The sequence below is a fragment of the Citrobacter sp. 50677481 genome (genome assembly GCF_001463265.1).
Lineage (GTDB): Bacteria > Pseudomonadota > Gammaproteobacteria > Enterobacterales > Enterobacteriaceae > Citrobacter_A > Citrobacter_A sedlakii.
The window spans coordinates 121,399-146,729 of sequence record NZ_LNHZ01000054.1; the positions used below are offsets into that span (position 1 = coordinate 121,399).

21 protein-coding genes are annotated in these 25,331 nt (G+C 55.6%); 4 read left to right on the forward strand and 17 right to left on the reverse strand.

All coding sequences use genetic code 11. The features are described from left to right. Positions 1 to 38 precede the first annotated feature (38 nt). From APU02_RS14620 to APU02_RS14635, 4 genes are read right to left on the reverse strand one after another with little or no spacing between them, the layout of a single operon-like run. Entirely contained in the window at positions 39 to 914 is an 876-nt protein-coding gene (locus APU02_RS14620; protein WP_060570396.1) for a 4Fe-4S binding protein, read from the reverse strand. Then, positions 914 to 1,702: a DmsC/YnfH family molybdoenzyme membrane anchor subunit gene (locus APU02_RS14625; RefSeq protein WP_060570397.1), complete on the reverse strand. Its 789-nt coding sequence runs from the start codon at positions 1,700 to 1,702 to the stop codon at positions 914 to 916. The genes APU02_RS14620 and APU02_RS14625 overlap by 1 nt, the downstream gene beginning before the upstream one ends. After that, positions 1,695 to 2,324, reverse strand: a complete 630-nt coding sequence (locus APU02_RS14630; RefSeq protein ID WP_060570398.1) for a DMSO/selenate family reductase complex B subunit — start codon at positions 2,322 to 2,324, stop codon at positions 1,695 to 1,697. Before APU02_RS14630 ends, APU02_RS14625 begins: the two co-directional genes overlap by 8 nt. Then, positions 2,321 to 4,705 carry a DMSO/selenate family reductase complex A subunit gene (locus APU02_RS14635; protein ID WP_060570399.1) on the reverse strand — a complete coding sequence of 795 codons (2,385 nt, stop codon included), beginning with the start codon at positions 4,703 to 4,705 and terminating at the stop codon, positions 2,321 to 2,323. Before APU02_RS14635 ends, APU02_RS14630 begins: the two co-directional genes overlap by 4 nt. Before the next feature lie 1,072 nt (positions 4,706 to 5,777). On the opposite strand from APU02_RS14635, the gene APU02_RS14640 reads away from it, so the two are divergent. Further along, complete coding sequence (locus APU02_RS14640; protein ID WP_060570400.1) at positions 5,778 to 8,489, forward strand: cation-transporting P-type ATPase; 2,712 nt, start codon at positions 5,778 to 5,780, stop codon at positions 8,487 to 8,489. A 62-nt stretch (positions 8,490 to 8,551) separates the two neighbouring features. On the opposite strand, the gene ssb1 is transcribed toward APU02_RS14640, so the two are convergent. Next, the gene (ssb1, locus tag APU02_RS14645) at positions 8,552 to 9,076 is read right to left on the reverse strand and encodes a single-stranded DNA-binding protein SSB1 (protein ID WP_042291190.1); all 525 of its coding nucleotides are present in this window, start codon (positions 9,074 to 9,076) and stop codon (positions 8,552 to 8,554) included. Positions 9,077 to 9,330: 254 nt separating this feature from the next. Between ssb1 and uvrA the strand changes: the two genes are divergently transcribed. Beyond that, on the forward strand, positions 9,331 to 12,153 hold the full coding sequence (uvrA, locus tag APU02_RS14655) for an excinuclease ABC subunit UvrA (protein ID WP_042291194.1): 2,823 nt from the start codon (positions 9,331 to 9,333) through the stop codon (positions 12,151 to 12,153). 42 nt (positions 12,154 to 12,195) lie between these two features. On the opposite strand, the gene APU02_RS14660 is transcribed toward uvrA, so the two are convergent. From APU02_RS14660 to dnaB, 6 genes are all read right to left on the reverse strand, one after another. After that, positions 12,196 to 12,552, reverse strand: a complete 357-nt coding sequence (locus APU02_RS14660) for an MmcQ/YjbR family DNA-binding protein (protein ID WP_042291198.1) — start codon at positions 12,550 to 12,552, stop codon at positions 12,196 to 12,198. Between the two features lie 2 nt (positions 12,553 to 12,554). Continuing rightward, positions 12,555 to 12,971: a secondary thiamine-phosphate synthase enzyme YjbQ gene (locus APU02_RS14665; protein WP_060570401.1), complete on the reverse strand. Its 417-nt coding sequence runs from the start codon at positions 12,969 to 12,971 to the stop codon at positions 12,555 to 12,557. 108 nt (positions 12,972 to 13,079) lie between these two features. Continuing rightward, complete coding sequence (gene aphA / locus APU02_RS14670) at positions 13,080 to 13,793, reverse strand: acid phosphatase AphA (protein WP_060570402.1); 714 nt, start codon at positions 13,791 to 13,793, stop codon at positions 13,080 to 13,082. A 195-nt stretch (positions 13,794 to 13,988) separates the two neighbouring features. Then, entirely contained in the window at positions 13,989 to 15,182 is a 1,194-nt protein-coding gene (gene tyrB / locus APU02_RS14675; protein WP_060570404.1) for an aromatic amino acid transaminase, read from the reverse strand. Between the two features lie 158 nt (positions 15,183 to 15,340). Then, complete coding sequence (gene alr / locus APU02_RS14680) at positions 15,341 to 16,420, reverse strand: alanine racemase (protein WP_060570406.1); 1,080 nt, start codon at positions 16,418 to 16,420, stop codon at positions 15,341 to 15,343. Positions 16,421 to 16,571: 151 nt separating this feature from the next. Further along, positions 16,572 to 17,987, reverse strand: coding sequence for a replicative DNA helicase (gene dnaB / locus APU02_RS14685; RefSeq protein ID WP_060570408.1), 1,416 nt, complete (start codon positions 17,985 to 17,987; stop codon positions 16,572 to 16,574). Between the two features lie 64 nt (positions 17,988 to 18,051). Here dnaB and APU02_RS14690 point away from each other — a divergent pair, with 64 nt between their 5' ends. After that, a complete protein-coding gene (locus APU02_RS14690; RefSeq protein ID WP_060570451.1) occupies positions 18,052 to 19,035 on the forward strand; it encodes a quinone oxidoreductase in 984 nt (327 codons plus the stop codon). Between the two features lie 180 nt (positions 19,036 to 19,215). Here the strand turns inward: APU02_RS14690 and pspG are convergent, their stop codons facing one another. From pspG to APU02_RS14705, 3 genes are all read right to left on the reverse strand, one after another. Continuing rightward, positions 19,216 to 19,458 carry an envelope stress response protein PspG gene (pspG, locus tag APU02_RS14695; RefSeq protein WP_042291214.1) on the reverse strand — a complete coding sequence of 81 codons (243 nt, stop codon included), beginning with the start codon at positions 19,456 to 19,458 and terminating at the stop codon, positions 19,216 to 19,218. A 133-nt stretch (positions 19,459 to 19,591) separates the two neighbouring features. Next, entirely contained in the window at positions 19,592 to 20,587 is a 996-nt protein-coding gene (dusA, locus tag APU02_RS14700) for a tRNA dihydrouridine(20/20a) synthase DusA (protein WP_060570410.1), read from the reverse strand. A gap of 83 nt (positions 20,588 to 20,670) precedes the next feature. Next, the gene (locus APU02_RS14705) at positions 20,671 to 21,981 is read right to left on the reverse strand and encodes a conjugal transfer protein TraF (protein WP_042291219.1); all 1,311 of its coding nucleotides are present in this window, start codon (positions 21,979 to 21,981) and stop codon (positions 20,671 to 20,673) included. A 282-nt stretch (positions 21,982 to 22,263) separates the two neighbouring features. Here APU02_RS14705 and zur point away from each other — a divergent pair, with 282 nt between their 5' ends. Beyond that, a complete protein-coding gene (zur, locus tag APU02_RS14710; RefSeq protein ID WP_042291221.1) occupies positions 22,264 to 22,779 on the forward strand; it encodes a zinc uptake transcriptional repressor Zur in 516 nt (171 codons plus the stop codon). Between the two features lie 78 nt (positions 22,780 to 22,857). Here zur and APU02_RS14715 read toward each other — a convergent pair whose 3' ends face one another. The 3 genes from APU02_RS14715 to lexA all read right to left on the reverse strand — a co-directional run bounded on the left by APU02_RS14715 (position 22,858) and on the right by lexA (position 25,253). Beyond that, complete coding sequence (locus APU02_RS14715; protein ID WP_042291340.1) at positions 22,858 to 23,067, reverse strand: CsbD family protein; 210 nt, start codon at positions 23,065 to 23,067, stop codon at positions 22,858 to 22,860. A 131-nt stretch (positions 23,068 to 23,198) separates the two neighbouring features. After that, positions 23,199 to 24,524, reverse strand: a complete 1,326-nt coding sequence (dinF, locus tag APU02_RS14720) for an MATE family efflux transporter DinF (protein WP_060570412.1) — start codon at positions 24,522 to 24,524, stop codon at positions 23,199 to 23,201. 120 nt (positions 24,525 to 24,644) lie between these two features. Further along, positions 24,645 to 25,253, reverse strand: a complete 609-nt coding sequence (gene lexA, locus APU02_RS14725; protein ID WP_042291226.1) for a transcriptional repressor LexA — start codon at positions 25,251 to 25,253, stop codon at positions 24,645 to 24,647. Positions 25,254 to 25,331: the final 78 nt, after the last annotated feature.

A 25,331-nucleotide genomic window follows, 5' to 3' on the forward strand; every position in this document is an offset into this window, starting at 1 on the left:
CCCGCGTTTGCAATCCCGACAGGGGCCTGGTCAGTCCATTACCGCCCCCGCATTCCGTATTCATGCCGCTGGCAAATGGGACACTGTGTGTCGTCTGCGCCAAACGTGGCGAACACCCGGCGACAGTCCCGGCAGACCTTACGCGTAAACGGATAGTGCTGTGGCTGACTCTCGCCCACGCTGTGCCTGGTCGTAATCGCTTTTGTCGGGCAAACTACCGCGCAGTTATTGCACCCCGTACAACGTGACATCTCTGCGCGTAACGCCCGTTCGCCAATCTGAATCGCCTTCTCCTGACAAACCCGTTCACACGCTCCGCAGAGTACGCAACTGGCGATATCAAGCTGTAGCGCATAGTCCTGCATGTGCGGCATACGGCTTCGGCGCAAACGCGGCGACGGGTTCACGCTCGCGGTCTGCACCTTCTCTTCGCTGACGTGCAGTAAATGACGGCGCGCCACGTTCACGCGCTTCGCGGACGGCGGAATCACTTGCCAGAGTGGTTCCCCCAGCGCCCTAAGGCGAATATTTAACGCCGCCACGGCAAGCGCCCACGTGGGATATGCATCGATGTCGATTTCCAGTCCGCGAATCTGATACTGAAGATGCCACATCAGCAGTTCTTCTACACTCGCCGCCTGGGCGGTAAACGGCGCCACCAGCGTTTGCTGACGGTAAGAACGCCGGGCGGTTGGCAGATCTTCCAGCGCATCGACAGGACAAACAAACGTACAATGACCGCATCGAATGCAGCGATCGTTGTCCAGCGTAACCGTAGAGGCAGAAAACGAAATGGCCTGCGCCGGACAGGCCTGACGGCAGGCGTCACAGGTATGTTGAGGAAAACGCTTACGTACGCAGGAGGCGCCCACACCCGGCGGTGTGGGCGTTTTCATCAGGGTAAAAAGGGCCATTAAAGAATGCTGAAGAACATAAAGCGCAGCAGCGCCTCAGCCACAACCAGCCCCAGCCCGCCCAGCAGCATCGCCGTGCGACACGAGCGCCATGCGCCAATGGCGAACAGCAAGGAACCCAGTACGGAAAGTCCCCAGGCAACGTTTCTTAGCCCTGTCAGTTGGTGAAACGCGACCAGCGGCTGATGCGGCAGCGTGACCACCTCGTTCAGGCTTGCGGATGCCAGAAAGTTGACATAGTCCGGCTGCACCAGCAGACGAATGGCGGTGATCGCCACCACCAGCACCGCGGCCATCCGCAGAAGCCGTGTGATACCCGGCAGCAGGCCGTTGCCGATCGCCGCACCCAGAATGCCCGCCGCGCCAAAGAACATGACCCAGGTATTGATATGCTGCCAGGTCACGACCGACGAATGGACATAAATTGCGCCCATGCAGTAGATATCCACCAGTCCGGCCAGGGTCGCTAGCGCCAGCAGGAGGCGCGAAGGCTGTTTTTTCAACATCACCAGCAGCGTTGCCAGGCCCAGAATCGCCAGATAGAGGCTGGCAAAGACGATCTCCCGGCTCAGCCATGAACTTTCTACATGGCGCAGCGCATTAAACGCATTCAGCGGGTAACCGAGGTGCAACGTCGAGGCGATCAGCCCCAGTCCGCCCATCACGCAGGAAACCAGCATCGCCGGCAGCAGCGACCGCTTCTCGCCCGTCGCCAGGGCAATAAACAGCGTCAGCCCTACGGAGCCCTGCACCAGCAGGGTGAAAATCAGCAACGGTAACTCATGCATGGCGTTTACCTCCCTTCTCTGCGCCCTGGTGCGGTTTGATCACTAAATTCGGATGGGTAATGGAGGAGTCTGGCAGCCCCTGCACATCGCAAACATCGCCGTATTTAGCGCGCAGTTCGTCAATCGGACCGAACTTAATCGCCTCCAGAGGACAGGTCGCCACGCACACCGGCTGCTCGCCTTTTACCAGCAGGTCGATGCACATATCGCATTTCGACATCTGTCCGGCCTCGGTGTCCATCTGCGGCGCGCCGTAGGGACATGACCAGGCGCAATAGCCGCAGCCGACGCATTTATCAGTATTGACCCGCACAATGCCGTCGCCTGGACGTTTGTGCATCGCCGTGGTCGGGCAGTTCTTAGTGCAAATCGGGTCGGCACAGTGGTTGCACGAGATCGACATCGTGTACGCGTAAACGTTGTTCGCCACACCGCCCTGTCCGGTGGCGATAAACCCTCCGCCATTGACTTCATACACCCGACGAAAACGGCGTCCCACTTCCAGATTATGGCGATCTTTGCATGCCACCTGACACGCCTTACAGCCGGAACAGCGCGACGTATCGATAAAGAAACCAAGCTGTTTGTCGCTAACGGGCGGATACTCTTTAAATTGACTCATGCTTTAACGACCTCCACCAGCATGGTTTGATGTGAATTCCCTTTTGCAAGAGGCGTAATACGCGTTGAGCTCAGCACGTTCGGACAACCGCCATGATCAACGCCCTCTGCGTCAGGTTGCCACCACGCGCCGGCCTGCATCGCCACCACGCCGGGAATAATGCGCGGCGTGACCTCAGCGGGCACCTGGCAAATACCACGGTTGTTGTGGATGCGCACGGTGTCGCCGTGGGCAATGCCGCGTTTTTGTGCATCAACCGGGTTAATCCACAGCTTCTGTTCCTGCACTTCCTGCAGCCACGGGTTCGCGTACTGGGTAGAGTTCGCGCGGTTTTTGCCTTTCCAGGTGATCATCTGTAGAGGGAAGGATTTCGTTAGCGCGTCCTGTGGCCCTTCGTGTGCGGGCACGTAGTGCGAAAGCGCCGGAATTTCCGGATGCTGCATGTCGTAGAGACGCTTCGAGAAGATCTCAATTTTACCCGACGGCGTTGGGAACGGATGGTTTTGCGGATCGCGAATGTTGTCCTCGAAAGCCACATACGGCTTGCTCTTGAACAGATGGCGACGCTTCACCTGTAATTCAGCAAAGTCCGGCAACTGCTGTTCCGGCATTGACAGCCGCGTCTGTTCCCAGATGTGCTCAATCCACTCTTTCTCACTGCGCCCCTCGCTGAACGCGGGTTCCACGCCGAGCTTCGCCGCCACTTCGCGGATCCAGTCATAGTCGGAGCGACGCTCAAAGTCGGGTTCCACCAGTTTTTCCGACAGCACCAGGTAGTTTGCCGTTCCCCAGGTTTCGCCAATGTTCCAGCGCTCCATAAAGCTGGTTTCCGGCAGCAGAACGTCGGCATATTTCGCGCTCGGCGTCATATACAAATCGCTGACCACGATGAACTCGATTTTCGACTCGTCGGCGAGGATCTTTGCCGCCTGATTAACGTCCGGGTTCTGGTTCACCAGATAGTTGCCCGCCAGCGAAAAGAGAATGCGGATGTTGCTCTTAAGCTGCTCTGCATCCTTCAGCCCTTGTTCCGGGGTCACCTTGCTGGCATCGTCCGCCGCCTGCACCCAGTTCATGATCGAGATTTTCTCTTTCACCGGGTTTTCCGGCATTTCCGGACCGGTGGTGAACAGGCGATTGCCGCAACCGCCGTAGCCCGCCGCCCAGCCACCTTTAACGCCAACGTTGCCGGTAATGGTCGCCAGCAGAGTGGAACCGCGCGCGGTACGTTCGCCGCAGATATGACGCTGTGGGCCCCAGCCCTGAATCAGCGCCGCCGGTTTGGTGGTGGCATAGTCGCGCGCCAGCTGGCGGATGGTCTGCGCAGGCACATGGGTGATTTTTTCCGCCCACTCCGGCGTTTTAGGTACGCCGTCTTTATCGCCCGTCAGGTAAGCGACCAGCGACTCGTTCGCCGGAACGCCTTCCGGCATGGACGCTTCATCAAAGCCGAGCGTATAGCGTTCAATAAACGCTTTATCATGCAGGTTTTCACTGATGATGACGTACATCATCGCGTCCATCAGCGCGTTATCGGTGGTTGGAAGCAGGGGGACCCATTGATCGGCCAGCGATGAAACGGTGTCGGAATAACGCGGGTCCACGACAATAAAACGCGTGCCGTTCTGCTTCATCCGCTGGAAATAGTGGTTGGTATGACCAAAAATGGTTTCTGTCGGGTTATGCCCCCACAGTATTACCAGCGGTGTATTTTCCAGCGTATCCAGCGAGTTGCCGCTGGCGGCGACGCCGTAGGTATAGGGGGTGGCGGCAACCGTATTGCCAAGACTCACCGAGTGATAATATTCCAGATAGCCGCCGGTTTGATTTAACAAGCGACGAATCATTTTATCGCCGGAAAAAGTTCCGCCGCTGGTCGCGGTGTTATTATGAACAAAGCGAGAAGCCGGGCCATATTTTTCGGTAATACGTTGTAAATTATCCGCAATAAGTGTGACGGCTTCCGCCCAGGAAATACGTTCAAACTTTCCTTCACCGCGTTTTCCCACGCGTTTCATTGGGTATTTCAGACGGTCGGGATGATAAACAAATTTACGATAACCCCGTCCGCGCACGCAGGCGCGCATAATGGGCATATCCGGATCTAATTCATTATCGGGACGGGTGGTGATTTGCGTCACCACGCCATCGCTAACGTGGGCGCGGATATCGCACTTTCCGCCACAGTCGAAGGTGCTACAGGTAGGTACTACACGCTCTGCCGGGGTATCTACCGACGCGTCGGCGTGTCCGGTCTCTGCGGCTTTTGCCTGTTCCGACAAAATAAAAGGCAGCGTGACTAACGCTGCGCTCGCTTTTAACATGCCCCGCCGGGAGACATTCAGAGAGGGCGTATCCTCTCTTATTTCGTGATCTTGCATTTCATCCCCTCAAAAAGCGTATCATCAGGGGTAATTCATTTTGGGTATTTGATTTTTATCAACCGAAATAAATAGCCATGGTGTTTTTGAAGACTTTTTATAATAATAAGAAGCATTCCCAAATATTTTTACTTTCTCTTTAACTCATTATTCACGAAATAATTGTTTTCCTAACACTTACTCAAAAAAGGGAAAAAAGCACAACCTCCCGGTGTGAAAAAAAATCGTCCACAAATTTGAAGTGAGAACTATTCTCATATTAATGGGCGCCAGGAAAAATTAACTGTCGAAACGATTGGCTAAGTCTACTCCTGTACATTGCGCACCTTATGCGCCTGAGCACCACGACGGGTTAACGTCCGGGCGGGCGCGCAAAGTGCGGTTGGCCTTTGACACCAACGAGATGGCAGGTTACGTCGATTGTTCTGTGGGATGAACCCACAACCCGCCTCGACTCAATGAGCAGGTAGTATTGATGGGACAAATACAGACATTCAGACAAGCGGGAAAAACGGTGGCGCAAGGAGACGCCGCCCACGTAATGCAACCTCGTGTTTTATAGCAAATATGTAATATTCATACTGAAATACCTCCTGAACCTGTTTTTGGAAAACCACTGTGTATTTTCCGTTAACGACACGCGGTCTGATTAATTACCAGACCGCGTATAGGATAATTATTAAAACTGCATAAGAATCTGCCTAATGTCATTATTATTCAGGTTTTAAAAGTTATGTAAGGAAGACTATTTTTATTCCTTTTAACCCAGATATTTTACGAAAGCATAGGTTGAAATACCGCTGACAACCGCAACTACTATCGCAAAAATAATCAATGCAATCAATCTCTTGCCATTATAAATACCAAACATACACCCTCCTTTCTAAAATTTACAAAAGCCATTAAGTCACTGAGCAACATGAATAACTCGCTAACAATGGCAACGATAAAATAATATTTAGCGAAACGCTATTGATTAATATCAAAAACCGGAACGCATTATTCCAATAGCATGCTCTGGCTTTTTAAATATTATAATTTTTATACTTCGAGGAATTTTACATTGACCAGAATGCCGAACAGCAATCGTCTCCATTCTGCGCCATGCGCTGGAAAAAAACCGTACCAGCTTTCTGTGGATGAGGTCTTAAACAACCTGCAGAGCCAGTCAAGTGGACTGACTCAAAACGAAGCCAGCGCCCGTCTCGCCAGAGACGGCGCTAACGCCCTGCCGGAAAAAGCCGGTAAACCCGCCTGGCTGCGCTTTCTGACCCATTTTCATGATGTATTAATTTACGTGCTGATAGCCGCCGCGGCCCTGACGGCCATTATGGGTCATTGGGTCGATACCGCCGTCATTCTTGGCGTGGCGGTCATCAACGCCCTGATTGGGCACGTTCAGGAAAACAACGCCGAGAAATCGCTAAAAGGCATTCGCAATATGCTTTCCAGCGCCGCCGTGGTGATTCGCAACGGTCAGCATGAAACGGCGCCGACCACCGAACTGGTCGTCGGCGATATCGTGGTGTTACGCGCGGGGGATCGTATCCCCGCCGACCTGCGTGTCATGGAAGCACATAATCTGCGGGTGGAAGAAGCCATCCTGACCGGCGAATCCACCGTGGTCGATAAGACGGCGGAAGCGCTGGAAGGGGAACTGCCGCTCGGCGATCGTAAAAACCTGCTGTTTTCCGGCACCACCCTCAGCGCAGGCGCCGGACTTGGCGTGGTCATTGCCACCGGCGAAGCCACAGAGCTGGGCCACATCAATCAGATGATGACCGCCATCGAGAAGCATCGTACGCCGCTGCTGGTACAGATGGATAAGCTCGGCAAAGCGATCTTCTCTCTGATTCTTGCCATGATGGTTGGGCTGTTTATTTTCAGCTTGCTGCTGCGCGATATGCCAATGGGCGAACTGCTGCTGTCGCTCATTAGCCTTGCCGTCGCGGCGGTTCCGGAAGGCCTGCCCGCCATTATTTCTATCATCCTGTCGCTCGGCATCCAGACGATGGCCCGCAAACGCGCCATTATCCGTAAGCTGCCAACGGTCGAAACGCTGGGCGCCATGTCGGTGATTTGTTCCGATAAAACGGGCACCCTGACGATGAACGAGATGACGGTGAAAGCCATCATTACGGCAGATAAAAACTATCGCGTACAGGGTAACAGCTACGAACCCACGGGCGAGATCCTCGTTGAGAACGACGCCACGACAGCGGAAATGCGTCCGGGTAGTGTGCTGGAAACCTACCTGCGCACGATCGATCTGTGTAATGACAGCCAACTGATGCGGAACGAGCAGGGGCACTGGGGCATTACCGGCGGGCCAACCGAGGGCGCGCTAAAAGTGTTGGCCGCAAAAGCGAACCTGCCCGCCATCGATACAGAACTGCGCAGCAAGATTCCGTTCGACTCGCAGTACAAATATATGGCGACCCATTTCCGTATCGGCCAGGACGAGCGCGTGCTGGTGACCGGCGCGCCGGACGTTCTGTTTAAACTCTGTCAGCAGCAGCAAACCGCCACCGGAACAGAAGCTTTTACTCAGGCACACTGGGAAGCAGAAATCGCCCGCTATGCCAAAGAGGGGTTGCGCATGGTCGCCGCCGCCTGGAAACCCACGCGTGCCGATGCCGGTACGCTAACGCATGACTGCCTGAGCGATGGGCTGATCTTCCTCGGCATTGCCGGAATGATGGATCCACCGCGCCCGGAAGCGATTGATGCGATCCGCGCCTGCCAGCAGGCTGGGATCCGCGTCAAGATGATCACCGGCGATCATCCGCAAACGGCCATGAGCATTGGCGGTATGCTCGGGATTCATAACAGCGCCCACGCGGTGACCGGCTATGAGCTGGAGCAGATGGACGACACCGCGCTCGCTGAAGCCGCTGTGACGTACGATATTTTTGCCCGCACCAGTCCGGAACATAAGCTGCGCCTGGTGAAAGCGCTGCAAAATAAAGGCGAAATTGTTGGTATGACGGGCGATGGCGTGAACGATGCCCCAGCCCTTAAGCAGGCTGACGTTGGCATCGCGATGGGGATCAAAGGCACCGAAGTGACCAAAGAGGCCGCTGACATGGTGCTGACGGACGACAATTTCGCCACCATTGCCAGCGCGGTGCAGGAGGGGCGTCGCGTCTACGACAATCTGAAGAAAACGATCCTGTTTATTATGCCAACCAACCTCGCGCAGGGATTGTTGATTATTGTCGCGCTGCTGGCCGGAAACCTGATGCCCCTGACGCCGGTACTGATTCTGTGGATGAACATGGCGACGTCCGCTACGCTGTCGTTCGGCCTGGCGTTCGAAGCCGGAGAGCGCAATATTATGCGCCGCCCGCCACGCCGGCCCCACGAAAACGTGATGGATGGTTTTGCTATCTGGCGCGTCGGCTTTGTCGGCACGCTGATTGCCGCCAGTGCCTTTATGCTGGAAGCCTGGCTTCAGCCGCGCGGCCATAGCCCGGAGTTTATTCGAACCGTACTGCTGCAGACGCTGGTCACGGCGCAGTGGGTCTATATGCTGAACTGCCGCTTATCGGACGGTTTCTCGCTGGGGCGTGGGTTGCTGATGAACAAAGGCATCTGGCTGGTGAGCGGCATTCTGCTTCTGCTACAGCTGGCCATTATCTATGTGCCTTTCCTGCAAATGATGTTTGGTACCGAAGCACTGCCGCTGCGCTACTGGGGTATCACGTTGGCCATTGGCGTCGCGCTGTTCCTGATTGTTGAAATCGAGAAACCGCTGACCCGCAAATTCCGCCGGACGGCGTAATCAGAGTAACGTAAAGGCCTCCATTTTCGGAGGCCTTTACACTGGAATGCCTGATGCCGCGCTTAGAACGGAATATCGTCGTCAAAGTCCATTGGCGGTTCGTTAGACGGTGCCGGTGCAGACTGCTGCTGCGGACGAGACTGCGCGCCGCCGCTGAACTGGTTGCCGCCCTGAGGCTGCTGCGGCTGACCCCAACCGCCCTGCTGCTGCTGACCGCCTGCCGGCGCGCCGCCGCCCTGACGGCCACCCAGCATCTGCATGGTGCCGCCCACGTTAACCACAACTTCCGTGGTGTATTTGTCCTGACCGGACTGATCGGTCCATTTACGGGTACGCAGTTGACCTTCGATGTATACCTGAGAGCCTTTACGCAGATATTCGCTGGCCACTTCCGCCAACTTACCGAACAGCACAACACGGTGCCATTCAGTCTGCTCTTTCATTTCACCGGTCTGTTTATCACGCCAGGATTCGGAAGTAGCCAGCGTAATGTTGGCAACTGCGCCACCATTCGGCATGTAGCGTACTTCCGGGTCCTGGCCCAGATTACCCACGAGAATAACCTTATTTACGCCTCTGCTGGCCATGATCGAGTCTCCTGAAAAACGTTTCTTAATAAGTGTAAACGCGCGATTGTAGCATTACCAATGGCGGTTTTACCACGTTGTGACGCTGATTCCGCGAAACAACCTTAGCCGGACATTGTTACACACTACACTGCGTTTTGCATTCCAATACTGTATATCCATTCAGGTTATATTGTGTCATAATTAACCGTTTGTGATCGCCGGTCGCACCATGCATGCAGCCGGGCAAAAAGCGTTTAATCCGGGAAAGGTGAATGGATAAGATCGAAGTTCGGGGCGCCCGCACCCATAATCTCAAAAACATCAACCTCGTTATCCCTCGCGACAAACTGATTGTCGTGACCGGGCTTTCGGGGTCTGGCAAATCCTCGCTTGCTTTCGACACGCTGTATGCCGAAGGGCAGCGTCGTTACGTAGAATCCCTTTCCGCCTATGCGCGTCAGTTTCTGTCGCTAATGGAAAAGCCGGATGTCGATCACATTGAGGGGCTGTCTCCGGCTATCTCAATTGAACAAAAATCGACGTCGCATAACCCGCGTTCCACGGTCGGCACCATTACTGAGATCCACGACTACCTGCGTCTGCTGTTCGCCCGCGTCGGCGAACCGCGCTGTCCGGATCACGACGTGCCGCTGGCGGCGCAGACGGTGAGTCAGATGGTCGACAACGTGCTCTCACAGCCGGAAGGCAAGCGCCTGATGCTGCTGGCGCCGGTGATTAAAGAGCGTAAAGGCGAGCACACCAAAACGCTGGAAAACCTGGCAAGTCAGGGGTATATCCGTGCCCGTATCGACGGTGAAGTGTGCGATCTCTCCGATCCGCCGAAGCTGGAACTGCAAAAAAAACACACCATTGAGGTGGTGATTGATCGCTTCAAAGTGCGTGACGATCTCAGCACCCGTCTGGCGGAGTCGTTTGAAACCGCGCTGGAACTTTCCGGCGGTACGGCAGTGGTTGCCGATATGGACGACCCGAAAGCGGAAGAGCTGCTTTTCTCGGCGAACTTCGCCTGCCCGATCTGCGGCTACAGCATGCGCGAGCTGGAACCGCGCCTGTTTTCGTTCAACAACCCGGCGGGCGCGTGTCCGACCTGTGACGGCCTCGGCGTACAGCAATATTTCGACCCGGACCGCGTGATCCAGAATCCGGACCTGTCGCTGGCTGGCGGCGCAATCCGCGGCTGGGATCGCCGTAACTTCTACTACTTTCAGATGTTGAAATCGCTGGCGGAGCACTACAAGTTCGACGTAGATGCGCCGTGGGGAAGTCTCGACGCCAGCGTGCACAAAGTGGTGCTGTACGGTTCCGGCAAAGAGAACATTGAATTTAAATACATGAACGATCGCGGCGACACCTCGGTGCGGCGCCATCCGTTCGAAGGCGTGCTGCACAATATGGAGCGGCGTTATAAAGAGACGGAATCCAGCGCGGTACGCGAAGAGTTAGCCAAGTTTATCAGCAACCGTCCGTGCGCCAGCTGCGAAGGGACGCGTCTGCGTCGCGAAGCGCGCCACGTCTTTGTTGAAAATACGCCGCTGCCGACCATTTCCGATATGAGCATCGGTCATGCGATGGACTTCTTTAATAATCTCAAACTGTCCGGCCAGCGAGCGAAAATCGCCGAGAAAGTGCTGAAAGAGATTGGCGATCGCCTCAAATTTCTGGTGAACGTCGGTCTGAACTACCTCACGCTTTCCCGCTCAGCCGAAACGCTTTCCGGCGGCGAAGCGCAGCGCATCCGTCTGGCAAGCCAGATTGGCGCGGGGCTGGTCGGCGTCATGTATGTCCTTGATGAGCCGTCCATCGGTCTTCATCAGCGCGATAACGAGCGTCTGCTGGGCACACTGATTCATCTGCGTAATCTCGGGAATACGGTCATTGTGGTGGAGCACGACGAAGACGCGATTCGCGCCGCCGACCACGTGATCGACATCGGTCCGGGCGCGGGCGTCCACGGCGGTGAAGTGGTTGCCGAAGGTCCGCTGGAAGCGATTATGGCGGTGCCGGAATCGCTGACCGGGCAGTACATGAGCGGCAAACGGAAAATCGACGTGCCGAAACAGCGCGTTCCGGCGAATCCGGAAAAAGTGCTGAAGCTGACCGGCGCGCGCGGTAACAACCTGAAAGACGTGACGTTGACGTTGCCGGTGGGACTGTTCACCTGCATTACCGGGGTGTCCGGCTCCGGTAAGTCGACCCTGATCAACGATACCCTGTTCCCGATCGCCCAGCGTGCGCTGAACGGCGCGACGATCGCCGAACCTGCGCCCTATCGCGACGTTCAGGGGCTGGAGCATTTTGACAAGGTTATCGACATCGACCAAAGCCCGATCGGGCGCACGCCGCGCTCTAACCCGGCGACCTATACCGGCGTATTCACACCGGTTCGCGAACTGTTTGCCGGTGTGCCGGAAGCGCGTTCGCGCGGCTATACGCCGGGACGTTTTAGCTTCAACGTTCGCGGCGGGCGCTGCGAAGCCTGTCAGGGCGACGGTGTCATTAAAGTTGAGATGCACTTTCTGCCGGATATTTATGTCCCGTGCGACCAGTGCAAAGGCAAGCGCTATAACCGCGAGACGCTGGAGATAAAGTACAAGGGCAAAACCATCCATGAAGTGTTGGACATGACCATTGAAGAAGCGCGCGAGTTCTTTGATGCCGTACCGGCGCTGGCGCGTAAGCTGCAAACCCTGATGGACGTGGGGTTGACCTACATCCGTCTCGGCCAGTCGGCGACCACCCTCTCCGGCGGCGAGGCCCAGCGCGTGAAGCTGGCGCGCGAACTGTCGAAGCGCGGCACCGGCCAGACGCTGTATATTCTGGATGAGCCGACCACCGGTCTGCACTTTGCCGATATCCAGCAACTGCTGGACGTACTGCACCAGTTACGCGATCAGGGCAACACCATCGTGGTGATTGAGCATAACCTCGACGTAATCAAAACCGCGGACTGGATTGTTGATCTCGGTCCTGAAGGCGGGAGCGGCGGCGGGGAAATCCTCGTCTCCGGTACGCCGGAAACGGTGGCGGAATGTCAAGCGTCCCACACCGCCCGCTTCCTCAAGCCGATGTTGTAAAACGAAAAACGCCGTTCATTGTCAGAAGAACGGCGTTTTTATTTATGACTGTACCAGCAGCTTACGTTTTTCTTCCGGCAGCGTGTTCACCGCCTGCTGATACGACGCATCCACCAGATAGTAAATCTGCGAATCCGGCAGCGAACCGTCAAGGTATACGGTGCTCCAGTGCGCTTTGTTGAGATGCCGGCTCGGGCGCACATCGCTGTGCTGCTGGCGCAATAATTCCGCCAGTTCGGGGCTGGTTTTCAGAGATACCGCCGGGCGTTCTTCCACCTCTTTCACCATGGCAAACAGCACATCTTCAACTTTAATCTGGGTGGCTTTCCAGTCGCTGTGCACGCTCTGTTCTGCGCCAGGTTTTGCCATGCAGTATTGCAGTAACTCTGAGTTAGTCATCTTTATTCCCCTTGTAGTGTCGCGATTATCTGGCGCGAACCGCCGTGGATGCGATGCTCACCGAGCCAGATGCCCTGCCAGGTACCCAGCTTTATTCGCCCTTTATGAACCGGCAGCAGTAGCGATACGCCAAGCAGGGACGATTTGATATGCGCTGGCATATCGTCTGGCCCTTCGTAGTCATGTTCGTAGTTGCCATGATCGGGAACGGCTTGCAGAAAGAAGCGTTCCATATCGTGCCGAACGGTGGGATCACAATTCTCGTTAAGCGTCAGAGAAGCGGAGGTATGTTGCAGCAAAAGGTGCAGCAGCCCGGTCTCTACGCGCGGCATATCCGCCAGAAGCCCGAGGATCTCATCCGTGACGAGATGAAACCCGCGCGGCTTCGCGTGTAAAGTCAGGGTTTGCTGATACCACATAGGCTGCTCCTTGTTGAAACGTCTTTATTCAGTTTGCAGCAAGTCAGCGAAAGGTAAAAGCTACGCGCTCATTTTTGTTTAAAAAAACAGCGAATCGCCGGGCGTTTCTTAATATTCCGAATTGACGATCACCTCTTCGCCATACGCTCCTGCCTGCGGCAAGGGTTTATAGGTCGAGTTGGACGCGCGCAAAATGCGGATGCCGCGAATACCCATATCGCGCGCAGCGCTGATATCGTTATCCGAATCGCCGTAGAAGATGCGAATATTTTTCGCCTGTAGCCACTGGGTTTTGGTGTTCTGTCCCGGCTTATCGCCCGCGAAGATCACCGGATTCATATTTGCCGCCGGAATATGAAAGTCATCGGCCAGCGTTTTCGATACTGTTTCGGTTTTGGTCTGGCTTCGTCCGGTGACAAAGTAAATGTCGTCGCCACGACGCACATGCAAGGCGATCAGCTGGCGCGCCACCTCTTTGGGAATGCTGAACTCATCCCAGCCGTTATTCATCTTTTCCCAGAATGCCGGATTCGTCAGATACGCTTCGCTGTCCGGCGAGTACATTTTCTTTCCGCGCCAGAAGCCCGGGCTGGAAAATAATACGGTATCGTCGATATCAAACCCGACCGCCATCGGCGGACGCCCGGTGAGGCTGTTTTCGATCTGTGCGACCGACACCCAGTGGACCGGCGCTTGTTCAGCGAGTTTTGCAACGTTAGTGCCCGGATTAAGCGGAGACGGCGGGGATGCAAGCGCGCTGGCGGAGTGATTTAACGTGAAAAGCAGACAGAGGGCGCTGAAGGCCAGTGTGATCTTACGCATATTTTTCCCTTCAAAGTCATTTAGTTATGATTTTTAGTGCGACTATTCAAAACGCTCTGACCTTAACCCCGACGACAAATGAAGGGAAGAAGTTTCTACGGTTTTGTCATAGAAAAAGAGAATGATCACAGCTGAAGAAAGTAAGCCCATAAGCCGGATGAACAATGTGCCATCCGGCCTGCTGACGTAAAAATGTTACATAACGGCGGCAAAGGCTTTTGCCACGCGCTGAACGTTGCCGGTGTTTAGTCCGGCGACGCACATGCGTCCGCTGGCGATAAGGTAAACGCCGAACTCGTCGCGCAGGCGATCCACCTGGGCGGCGCTCAAGCCGGTATAGCTGAACATGCCGCGCTGTTTTAGCAGATAGTCAAAGTTTCGCCCTGGAATGGTCGCCGTCAGCACGTTCACCAGTTCCTGACGCATCGCCAGAATCCGGGTGCGCATCGTTTCCACTTCCGCCAGCCAGTTCGCTTTCAGCGTCTCATCGCCCAGCACTGTCGCAACCAGTTGCGCGCCAAAGTTTGGCGGGCTGGAGTAGTTACGCCGTACGGTGGCTTTAAGCTGTCCCAGTACGCGCCCGGCGGATTCTGCATCGTCGCAGATCACGGAAAGGCCGCCGACACGCTCGCCGTAGAGAGAGAAAATTTTAGAAAAAGAGTTGCTGACCAGCGCGGGCAATCCGGCGCTGGCAATAGCGCGAATCGCCCAGGCGTCATCGTCCATCCCTGCGCCAAACCCCTGGTAGGCGATGTCGAGGAACGGGATCAGATCGCGCGCTTTCAGGATTTCGGTAACTTCGTCCCACTGGGCATGGCTTAAATCCGCCCCGGTGGGGTTATGACAGCAAGGATGCAACAGCACGATGCTACGTGCGGGCAGCGTTTTCAGGGTAGCCAACAGGTCGTCAAAACGCACGCCGTTAGTGGCGTCGTCATACCAGGGGTAAGTACTTACTTCGAATCCAGCCCCTTCAAATATGGCGATATGATTTTCCCAGGTCGGGTCGCTGACCCACACGCCGGAATCCGGGAAATAGCGCTTGAGAAAATCCGCGCCAACCTTCAGCGCCCCGGAGCCGCCCAGCGTCTGGATCGTGGCGACACGCTGCTGCTGGAGAACCGGATGATCGACGCCAAACAGCAGTGGCGCAATGGCGTGGCGATAGCTGTTCAGACCTTCCATTGGTAGATAAAGCGAGGCGCCATGCGGTTGCGCATTCAGGCGTGCTTCCGCTTCGGCTACCGCGTTGAGCTGTGGAATGATCCCGTCTTCGTTGTAATACAGGCCGATACTCAGGTTCACTTTGTCACTGCGCGGGTCGTCTTTAAACCGCTCCATGAGCGAAAGAATCGGGTCGCCAGCATAGGCGTCAACTTTTTGAAACACGCGATGGTTCTCCAGGTTTACAGGCAGGGGTTAAGACACAATAAACCGGATAACCGTGAAGATCGAGAGGATGTTGCAGAGAATATGCCGCGCTTTGCCGGATGGCGACAACGACTCCGGCCTGCAGTGAGATCAACCCAGGCCGGAGAGCCGTACGCTTAATCGATATACTTCATCGCCACCCGTGATGTCAGGCGCGTGATAAGTTCGTAAGCACTTACTTTCGTTATTTCAGCGATGCGTTCGACGGGCAGCCCTTCGCCCCAAAGAATCACCGGATCGCCTGCATTGTCCTGCGCCTGCGGGCCGAGATCTACGCAGATCATGTCCATCGCCACGCGTCCCACAATCGGCACTTCACGACCGTTCACCAGCACCGGGGTGCCGGTCGGCGCCGCGCGCGGATAGCCGTCGCCATAGCCCATCGCGACAACGCCAAGCCGCGTGTCTCGCTCGCTTCGCCACGTTCCTCCGTAGCCTACCGGTTCCCCGGCTTTGTGCTCGCGCACCGCTATCAGGCTGGAGGTCAGGGACATCACCGGCTGGCAGCCGAAGTCCGCGCCGGTAGACTGGTTTTCCAACGGCGAAACGCCATAAAGGATGATCCCCGGACGCACCCAGTCAAAATGCGACTGTGGCCATAGCAGGATCCCGCCGGACGCGGCAATGGAGCGCTGCCCAGGCTTTCCCGCGCAGAAGGTGTTGAAAATCGCGAGCTGCTTTTCCGTCGCTCCACATTCCGGTTCATCAGCACGGGCGAAATGGCTGACGATATTGACCGGCTGACGCACATTTTTGCACTGGGTCAGACGCTGATAAAACGCGTCTGCCTGCTCCGGCAGCACGCCCAGACGGTGCATACCGGTGTCGAGCTTCATCCACACGCTTACTGGCGCATCCAGTTCCGCCGCTTCCAGCGCAGCCAGTTGTTCTTCGTTATGTACCGCCGTATGCAGATGCTGTACGGAGATAGTGGGTAGATCAGACGCCTCAAAAAAGCCTTCCAGCAGCAGGATAGGCTGGGTGATCCCTCCCGCGCGCAGGCGCAACGCCTCTTCGAGTCGCGCGACGCCAAAAGCGTCAGCATCGGGGAGCGTTCGCGCGGTCTCTAACAGGCCGTGTCCATAGGCGTTCGCTTTCACCACCGCAACCAGCTTGCTGGCAGGCGCCAGTTGACGCAGACGTTGCAGATTGTGTCGCAGAGCGCGGCGATTAATCATGACGGTTGCCGCTTGCATTTGAGTTCCTTAAATTATATGTCTCAAATTTGGCGTTATTGTTGCAGCGAGTTTGGGTGCGGCCAGCGCGCAGCCACCGGAGCGTACTGAAGTACGTGAGGATGGCGAGCACTGCCCAATCCCAAAATCGCAAATAAAATAGCCAAATTATTTATTCGTCGTCGTATTGTGGCCCGGCATAATTATCAAAGCGCGACCATTGCCCGTTGAATGTCAGACGCACCGTGCCGATGGGGCCGTTACGCTGCTTACCAATAATGATTTCCGCGATGCCTTTCAGGTCACTGTTCTCGTGATAAACCTCATCACGGTAGATAAACATAATCAGGTCGGCGTCCTGCTCGATAGAGCCGGACTCACGCAGGTCGGAGTTGACCGGACGCTTGTCGGCACGTTGTTCCAGGGAGCGGTTAAGCTGCGACAGCGCCACTACCGGCACATGCAGTTCTTTCGCCAGCGCTTTCAGCGAGCGGGAGATTTCGGCGATCTCCAGGGTACGGTTGTCGGAAAGCGACGGTACGCGCATCAGCTGAAGATAGTCGATCATAATAAGCCCGATGCCGCCATGTTCGCGGGCAATACGGCGCGCGCGGGAGCGCACTTCCGTCGGCGTCAGGCCGGATGAATCATCAATATAGATATTGCGTTTTTCCAGCAGAATGCCCATCGTACCGGAAATACGCGCCCAATCCTCGTCGTCGAGCTGACCGGTACGGATGCGGGTTTGATCGACGCGGGACAGCGACGCCAGAGAACGCATCATGATCTGTTCCGAGGGCATTTCCAGACTGAAGATAAGCACCGGCTTGTCCTGCAACATCGCCGCGTTTTCAACGAGGTTCATCGCAAAGGTCGTTTTCCCCATCGACGGACGCGCGGCGACGATAATTAGATCCGAGGGCTGTAAACCGGCGGTCTTTTTATTGAGGTCGTCATAGCCGGTGTTCACGCCGGTCACACCATCGTGCGGCTGCTGGAATAGCTGTTCGATACGCGCGACGGTAGCGTCGAGCACATCGGCAATATTTTTCGGACCTTCGTCTTTATTGGCGCGGCTTTCGGCGATTTTGAAAACGCGGGATTCGGCGAGATCGAGCAGGTCTTCGCTGGTGCGCCCCTGCGGATCAAACCCGGCTTCGGCGATTTCATTTGCCACCGAAATCATTTCACGGACAACGGCCCGTTCGCGGACAATGTCGGCATAAGCGCTGATATTCGCCGCGCTTGGCGTATTTTTTGACAGTTCCGCCAGATAGGCGAATCCGCCAACGCTGTCCAGCTGTCCCTGGCGCTCCAGCGATTCCGCGAGCGTAATCAGGTCGATAGGGCTGCCGCCTTCCTGCAGGCGACCCATTTCAGTAAAGATGTGACGGTGCGGACGGGTGTAGAAATCATCCGCTACCACACGTTCGGCAACGTCGTCCCAGCGCTCGTTATCCAGCATTAAACCGCCCAACACCGACTGTTCCGCTTCAATCGAGTGCGGCGGCACTTTCAGCCCGGCAACCAGCGGGTCGCGCTCCCGGACATCAGTCTGTTGTTTGTTGAAGGGTTTATTTCCTGCCATAGTGAATGGAGTTACCGAAATAATGATTGGGTCGAAAGATTACCACATTTCTTTTGGAGGAAGCATGGCAACACGTATTGAATTTCACAAGCATGGTGGCCCTGAAGTGCTTCAGGCCGTGGCGTTCACCCCGGCAGATCCGGCGGAGAACGAAATCCAGGTCGAAAACAAAGCGATTGGCATTAACTACATCGATACCTACATCCGCAGCGGGCTTTATCCGCCGCCAGCGCTGCCCAGCGGGCTGGGTACCGAAGCAGCGGGCGTAGTGAGCAAAGTGGGCAGCGGCGTAACGCACATCAAAGCGGGCGATCGCGTCGTGTATGCGCAATCTGCGCTCGGCGCCTACAGTTCAGTGCATAACGTCGTGGCCGATAAGGCGGCGATTTTACCCGACGCGATCTCTTTCGAGCAGGCCGCTGCCTCGTTTTTGAAAGGGCTGACTGTCTTTTACCTGTTGCGTAAAACCTATGAAATCAAACCCGATGAACCGTTCCTGTTCCATGCGGCGGCAGGCGGCGTGGGTTTGATTGCCTGCCAGTGGGCGAAAGCGCTGGGCGCAAAACTTATCGGTACCGTGAGCAGCGCGCAAAAAGCACAGCGGGCGCGGGATGCAGGCGCGTGGCAGGTGATTAACTATCGCGAAGAAAATCTCGTAGAGCGGGTCAAAGAGATCACCGGCGGGAAAAAGGTCTGCGTAGTGTACGACTCGGTGGGGAAAGACACCTGGGAGTCCTCGCTGGACTGTCTGCAGCGTCGCGGCCTGATGGTCAGCTTCGGTAACGCGTCCGGCCCGGTGACCGGCGTGAACCTGGGGATCCTGAATCAGAAGGGTTCCCTGTACGTCACGCGCCCTTCTCTGCAGGGCTACGTCACCAATCGCGATGAGCTGACTGAAGCCAGCAATGAACTGTTCTCGCTAATCGCCAGCGGCGTGATCAAAGTCGATGTGGCGGATAGCCAGAAGTTTGCCCTGCAGGATGCGCAACGCGCGCATGAAATGCTGGAAAGCAGGGCCACGCAAGGGTCCAGCTTGCTGATTCCGTAAGCCGGGATCCGCTGAAAGAATTAGGGCTTCCACCTGGGAAGCCCTTTCTTTTTTTAGTTCGGCTGTATGTAGGGTACAGCACGATGAATCCGTTAGACGCGCAATAGTGACAGATTTGATTATCAATTCCTATTTGGTTCTAAAGGCAAAATTGCAGGTTGTGACGAACCCCACAATACCCTAGTAACGCCAGCGGTTATTGCGACGATATTGCGGCACTTTCGGCGATTTGATTGCCTTGATAACCCATACCACAGCAACCGCCAACAGCAGCCACGGCAACAGTTTGATCATCAAAGCAAACATTCCGCCCAGGAACATCACCGCGGTTGCCACCACCAGCGCAGCCAGGATGCCCAACAGTGAAACGCCAGTGACCATCAGCATGATAAAAAAGCCAAGCACAAAAAGTAGTTCCAGCATGACGCTCTCCCATAATGAAATTCTGCTCAATGCTTTACAAAATGCGTGCCAACATTAATTCGTTGATATATAAACAAAACGCCCCGCGGCAATGCGCAGGGCGTGGTGAAATTGACTAACTAATGGTGAAATTTTAACGCTTATCAGCGACCAGTTTTAATGCATGCTCAAGCACGTTGATATCCGCACCGGCTTTATGGGCATTTTCGCTCAGGTAACGACGCCACTGACGCGCGCCCGGAATGCCCTGGAACAGGCCGAGCATATGGCGGGTGATATGGCCTAAATAGGTCCCCTGGCGCAGTTCCCGCTCAATATACGGATACATCGCCCGTACCACGGCCACCGGATCGGCATCCGCCGTGTCAACGCCGAAAATCTCCCGGTCAACCGAGGCCAGAATTCCCGGATTCTGGTACGCTTCGCGCCCGACCATAACGCCATCCATATGGGCAAGGTGCGCTTTCGCCTGTTCCAGTGACGTAATACCGCCGTTAATCGACAGGGTGAGATGCGGAAAATCCCGTTTGAGCTGATAAACCCGTGGGTAATCCAGCGGCGGAATTTCGCGGTTCTCTTTCGGGCTTAATCCGGAAAGCCAGGCTTTTCGGGCATGAATGATGAACATGTCGCATTCACCGTTGCCTGAGACGGTATTCATGAAGTCGCAGAGAAATTCATAGCTGTCCTGGTCGTCGATACCGATGCGGGTTTTTACCGTCACCGGAATCGACACCGCATCACGCATCGCCTTCACGCAATCGGCTACCAGCTGCGCGTTCCCCATCAGGCATGCGCCAAACATACCGTTCTGCACGCGATCCGACGGACAGCCGACGTTAAGGTTGATCTCGTCATAGCCGCGAGCCTCCGCAAGTTTTGCACACTGCGCAAGCTGAGCCGGATCGCTTCCCCCCAGTTGCAGTGCCACCGGATGCTCCTCATCGCTGTACGCCAGGTAATCGCCTTTGCCATGAATAATGGCGCCTGTTGTGACCATCTCGGTATAGAGCAGCGTCTGGCGAGACAGCAGGCGCAAGAAATAGCGGCAATGTCTGTCCGTCCAGTCGAGCATCGGTGCGATGGAGAAACGGTGTGCGGGAAAGGCAGCGTGTAATTCTGGTGACATGGCGATTTTTTGAGCGTCTGGTGAACAAGGGGCGCTACTATAGCACAAAGGTAAACCGGAGACGTAACGTCTCCGGTGCTACCTCAGAACGTCATGCTGAGCTGCGCGCCTGCCCCCCAGGTTTCGTCTTCACCATACAGACCCATCAGATCCACATGAACGCGGTTGAACGGAGAAAACCCAACGCCGCCGGTAAAGACATTGCTGTCGTTCGCCTTCACATCAGCACGGTAGCCTGCCCGAACGGCCAGCCAGTTCAGCGGACGAACCTCTGCGCCGACGCCTACATACTGGGAATCATCTTCGCTCTTAAAACCTTTCGTTTCGGTTAGATCGCCATCCGCTGTCAGCGTCACTACGTCGTTATGCCAGGCGACACCCGCGGTGACCAGCGGGCGAATCTGATAGGTATCCTGATAATTACGCGTTTCGCCGGTCAGGCCGTTGGTGATGTAAATTGATTTGGTGTCGATATCGCGCGAGATAAGGTTTTGCCCGCTGACGCCCAGCGTCCAGTTTTCGCCAAAGTCCGCCGCAATCCCGGCATCGACGTTAAAGCCGGTGTCATCGTTGCGGTATCGGCTGCTGTTCCAGTCGCTGCTGTCGTAGTTATAAATCGAGGTCGTGTAATTATAGAGCCAGGTTTTTTGCAGTTTCGGCGTGACGCCAATAGAAAGCGGCACGTCGCCTAAGGCAAACTGACGCGCCACCGCGATACCGTAATCGGAGACGATCGCCGCCCGGCCGGATGCCGTGGAGTTAAGGTGTTTGGTGATTTCATCAGAGCCCTGCAGCGCCGCCCTGCCCGCTTCAACTAACGCATAGGCATCGCTACCCTCGATTCTGCGCAGATAATCAATATCGCCTTGATCGATTGACGCGCTTACACGGCCATGCGCATAGCCTTTCGCCACAAACGCAACGGATAACACCTCGTTGGGAATACTGACCGCCAGTCCGGCCCCGGCGTTAGCATGCGCCGTCTTCCCTTTCAGGTACTCCAGTTCATCGGCAAGATCGCGCGCCGCCCCCTGAAACTGGTTTAACACGCCGCGAGGGTTCAGCAGAACCTCGGCTGGCGTCAGGTTATCGACAACGTCATCGTAGTAGTCGATTTTGTCGCTGATTTCATCAATCTCATCCTGCAAGTTATCCTCGTCGGTAATTTGCGCCCCAACCGCAGGAAGGATGACGGTAATGCTGTCCTCAGGTTTAGCCTTCGCCAGCAAAGCCGGGTTGATGAGAACCCCACTGCCATAATGTGCCGAAGCCACGCCCGTCCCGCCCATTGCATCGTTACGCGCTTCCGCCCAGGTATTTGCCGCGTTCGCCTGGTGTGATACCCAAAACGAAACCGCAATCGCCACCACCGAAAAATTAAAATTTTTATTCACAGTAAACCCATTTTTATTAGCAGGTGAAATAACGCCTCTGCCAGTATCAACGCAGCAGAGGAGAACTATTGCTGTGAGAAAATGAATAAAAATGGTGCTATTCGCTTCATGCAGAATGGGGCTGAAGCGTTCTCTTTTTGTGATACGCCTCAATATGTATAGAAGACTTTATTAAGCGCGGAAAGATTCGCAGACGATATATCGTCACTGGCAGGATCTCGGCGTTTCCTGCAGAACATGATAAAGTGAGGGTTTATCACCCCACGCTAACCGAGGTGCCCAATGGAAAAGACCACAACGCAAGAGCTGCTGGCGCAAGCTGAAAAATTGTGCGCGCAACGCAATGTGCGACTGACCCCGCAGCGCCTCGAAGTGTTACGCCTGATGAGCCTGCAGGACGGGGCGATTAGCGCTTACGATCTGCTCGATCTGCTGCGGGAGTCAGAGCCACAGGCCAAACCGCCGACGGTTTACCGGGCGCTGGATTTTCTGCTAGAGCAAGGGTTTGTGCATAAGGTGGAATCCACAAACAGCTACGTACTTTGTTATCTTTTCGATCAGCCGACGCATACCTCAGCCATGTTTATCTGCGATCGCTGCGGCGCGGTGAAGGAAGAGTGTGCGGAAGGTGTGGAAGATATTATGCATACGCTGGCGGCAAAAATGGGTTTTGCCCTGCGTCATAACGTGATTGAAGCGCATGGGTTATGCTCAGCGTGCGTGGAGGTTGAAGCCTGTCGTCATCCTGGCGATTGCCAACATGACCATTCTATTCAGGTCAAGAAAAAACCCCGTTAATGGCGCGAGCGGCAAGGCGCGCCGCTCACTGTAAGCAAATAAAGGGCAGTACGTCCTTGTACTTTTGGGCAGGAGGGTTTACCAGCGGTAGTCGTTGCGGGTTTCCCAGTCACCCACCTCTTTTTCCGCCTGATCTTTCTGGTAGCCATAACGTTCCTGGATTTTACCTACCAGCTGATCGCGCTTACCTTCGATAACCGTCATGTCATCGTCGGTTAATTTGCCCCATTGCTCTTTCACCTTACCTTTGAATTGTTTCCAGTTACCACCGGCTTCGTCTTTATTCATCATAAAGTCCTCTTCGTTAGGCTGTGAATAGCGAGTCTACGTCATCCAACGTTGCTACGTTTCTTGCTGGACGTGATATTAAGTGTAGTCAGGGATTCTGGGTTCGGTTGAGTATTCAGAATATTTAACCGTCACGTTACCGAAAACCAGGTACCGTTACGCCAGTGCCGCCGCCAAATCCATGCTAACGAAAGTCCGCGCAGCGCCAGGAAAACCGCCAGCGCCAACCACAAACCGTGATTCCCCAATGCCGGTAGCGCCAGCAGCGTTAACGCAAAACCCGACGCCGCCACCGCCATACTGTTACGCATTTCCGCAGCGCGGGTCGCGCCAATAAACATGCCATCCAGCAAGTAGCACCAGACGCCGACCAACGGCAGGATCACCTGCCAGAACAGATAATGATCGGCTAACTGCTGCAACTGCGGCAGTGAGGTCAGCAGCGCGATTATCTGCTCCCCCACCAACAGGTAGGTCAAAGAAAACAGCAGTGCTACGATGCCTGACTGACGACACGCCGCCCGCCAGACCTCCAGCAATTGACTACCGTCCCGCGCGCCATACGCCTGGCCGGAATGCGCCTCAACAGCGTAGGCAAAGCCGTCCAACGCATAGGCGGTAAAAGTAAGCAGCGTCATGAGCACTGCGTTCACGGCAATGATGTCGCCGCCGAGCCTTGCGCCAAGAACAGTAATGGCGCCAAAGCAGAGCTGGAGCAGCAGCGAACGCAGCATAATGTCGCGATTAAGCGCCAGCAGGCGACGAATATTCCCGCGCCAGGCCTGCTTTAACATCGCCATCGAGACGCCGCGCAGATGCAGCACCTTGCGCACCATCAGCATTCCCAGCAATAGCGTGGCGTATTCAGCTATCACCGTAGCCAGCGCAGCGCCCTGCACGTTCATATGCAGGCCCATCACCAGCCACAGGTCGAGGATAATGTTGAGGATGTTACCGACAATCAGCAGAATCACCGGCGCCCGCGCATACTGCACACCGAGCAGCCAGCCCAGCAGGACCAGATTGGCCAGCGAGGCGGGCGCGCTAAGCCAGCGGATTTCCAGGAAGCGTCTTGCCTGCGCCAGCACCGCTTCGCTACCGCCGACGATATGCAGCGCCAGATCGATCAGCGGCGTTCGGCAGAGCGCAATGAGCAGGCCAGCGCCCAGCGCCAGCAGCAATGGCTGTACTAACGCGCGCGCCAGCGCCTGTGGGTTCTTCGCTCCAAACGCCTGCGCCGTAAGCCCGGTAGTGCTCATTCGTAAAAAGAGCAGCAGCATGAACAGAAAACTGGTAGCCGTCGCCCCAACCGCCACCCCGCCGAGGTAAACAGGACTGTCAAGGTGGCCTATCACCGCGGTATCCACCAGTCCAAGCAGCGGCACAGTGATGTTGGAGAAAATCATGGGTAAGGCAAGACGCCAGAGCGCTTTATCAGCAGATGCAAAGAACGGCATGAGAAGAAGCCTGAGGAGCAGTTATCGTAGATTTAAAATTATACAGGCCTGATAAGCACAGCGCTGCCAGGCCTGGCGCCGGATAACGGCGCGTACGCTCTTATATCCGGCTAAATGAAATTACAGCCATTCACCGTTGCGGATGACGCCGACGGCCAGCCCTTCAATCGTGAAGCTTTGTTCACGCAGATCCACGACGATCGGTGTAAATTCGCTGTTTTCTGGCAGAAGCTCGACTTTGTTGCCCTGTTTTTTCAGGCGTTTTACCGTTACTTCGTCATCAATGCGCGCCACGACCACCTGACCGTTACGTACATCCTGCGTTTTGTGTACCGCCAGCAGATCGCCGTCCATAATGCCGATGTCTTTCATCGACATACCGCTGACGCGCAGCAGGAAGTCGGCGTTCGGTTTAAACAGTGACGGATCGACCTGGTAATGGCCTTCAATGTGCTGCTGCGCCAGCAGCGGCTCGCCTGCCGCAACGCGACCGACCAGCGGTAAGCCATCTTCTTCTTCCTGCAGCAGTCGAATGCCGCGGGACGCGCCGGAAACGATTTCAATCACCCCTTTGCGCGCCAGCGCTTTCAGGTGTTCTTCAGCGGCGTTTGGGGAACGGAACCCCAAACGCTGCGCGATTTCCGCACGCGTCGGCGGCATACCTGTCTGGCTGATGTGATCCCGAATAAGATCAAACACCTCTTGCTGCCTGGCCGTTAACGCTTTCATTCCGCCCCCTGGGTGTATATACAGTTATGCTGTGAGTATATACAGCTAAAGGTGATTTTGGAACCACAAACTGCACAA

Coding starts and splice junctions, on each gene's coding strand:
- APU02_RS14620 (WP_060570396.1), bottom strand. CDS start 914: ATGGCCCTTTTTACCCTGATGAAAACGCCCACACCGCCGGGTGTGGGC.
- APU02_RS14625 (WP_060570397.1), bottom strand. CDS start 1,702: ATGCATGAGTTACCGTTGCTGATTTTCACCCTGCTGGTGCAGGGCTCC.
- APU02_RS14630 (WP_060570398.1), bottom strand. CDS start 2,324: ATGAGTCAATTTAAAGAGTATCCGCCCGTTAGCGACAAACAGCTTGGT.
- APU02_RS14635 (WP_060570399.1), bottom strand. CDS start 4,705: ATGCAAGATCACGAAATAAGAGAGGATACGCCCTCTCTGAATGTCTCC.
- APU02_RS14640 (WP_060570400.1), top strand. CDS start 5,778: ATGCCGAACAGCAATCGTCTCCATTCTGCGCCATGCGCTGGAAAAAAA.
- ssb1 (WP_042291190.1), bottom strand. CDS start 9,076: ATGGCCAGCAGAGGCGTAAATAAGGTTATTCTCGTGGGTAATCTGGGC.
- uvrA (WP_042291194.1), top strand. CDS start 9,331: ATGGATAAGATCGAAGTTCGGGGCGCCCGCACCCATAATCTCAAAAAC.
- APU02_RS14660 (WP_042291198.1), bottom strand. CDS start 12,552: ATGACTAACTCAGAGTTACTGCAATACTGCATGGCAAAACCTGGCGCA.
- APU02_RS14665 (WP_060570401.1), bottom strand. CDS start 12,971: ATGTGGTATCAGCAAACCCTGACTTTACACGCGAAGCCGCGCGGGTTT.
- aphA (WP_060570402.1), bottom strand. CDS start 13,793: ATGCGTAAGATCACACTGGCCTTCAGCGCCCTCTGTCTGCTTTTCACG.
- alr (WP_060570406.1), bottom strand. CDS start 16,420: ATGCAAGCGGCAACCGTCATGATTAATCGCCGCGCTCTGCGACACAAT.
- dnaB (WP_060570408.1), bottom strand. CDS start 17,987: ATGGCAGGAAATAAACCCTTCAACAAACAACAGACTGATGTCCGGGAG.
- APU02_RS14690 (WP_060570451.1), top strand. CDS start 18,052: ATGGCAACACGTATTGAATTTCACAAGCATGGTGGCCCTGAAGTGCTT.
- pspG (WP_042291214.1), bottom strand. CDS start 19,458: ATGCTGGAACTACTTTTTGTGCTTGGCTTTTTTATCATGCTGATGGTC.
- dusA (WP_060570410.1), bottom strand. CDS start 20,587: ATGTCACCAGAATTACACGCTGCCTTTCCCGCACACCGTTTCTCCATC.
- zur (WP_042291221.1), top strand. CDS start 22,264: ATGGAAAAGACCACAACGCAAGAGCTGCTGGCGCAAGCTGAAAAATTG.
- APU02_RS14715 (WP_042291340.1), bottom strand. CDS start 23,067: ATGAATAAAGACGAAGCCGGTGGTAACTGGAAACAATTCAAAGGTAAG.
- dinF (WP_060570412.1), bottom strand. CDS start 24,524: ATGCCGTTCTTTGCATCTGCTGATAAAGCGCTCTGGCGTCTTGCCTTA.
- lexA (WP_042291226.1), bottom strand. CDS start 25,253: ATGAAAGCGTTAACGGCCAGGCAGCAAGAGGTGTTTGATCTTATTCGG.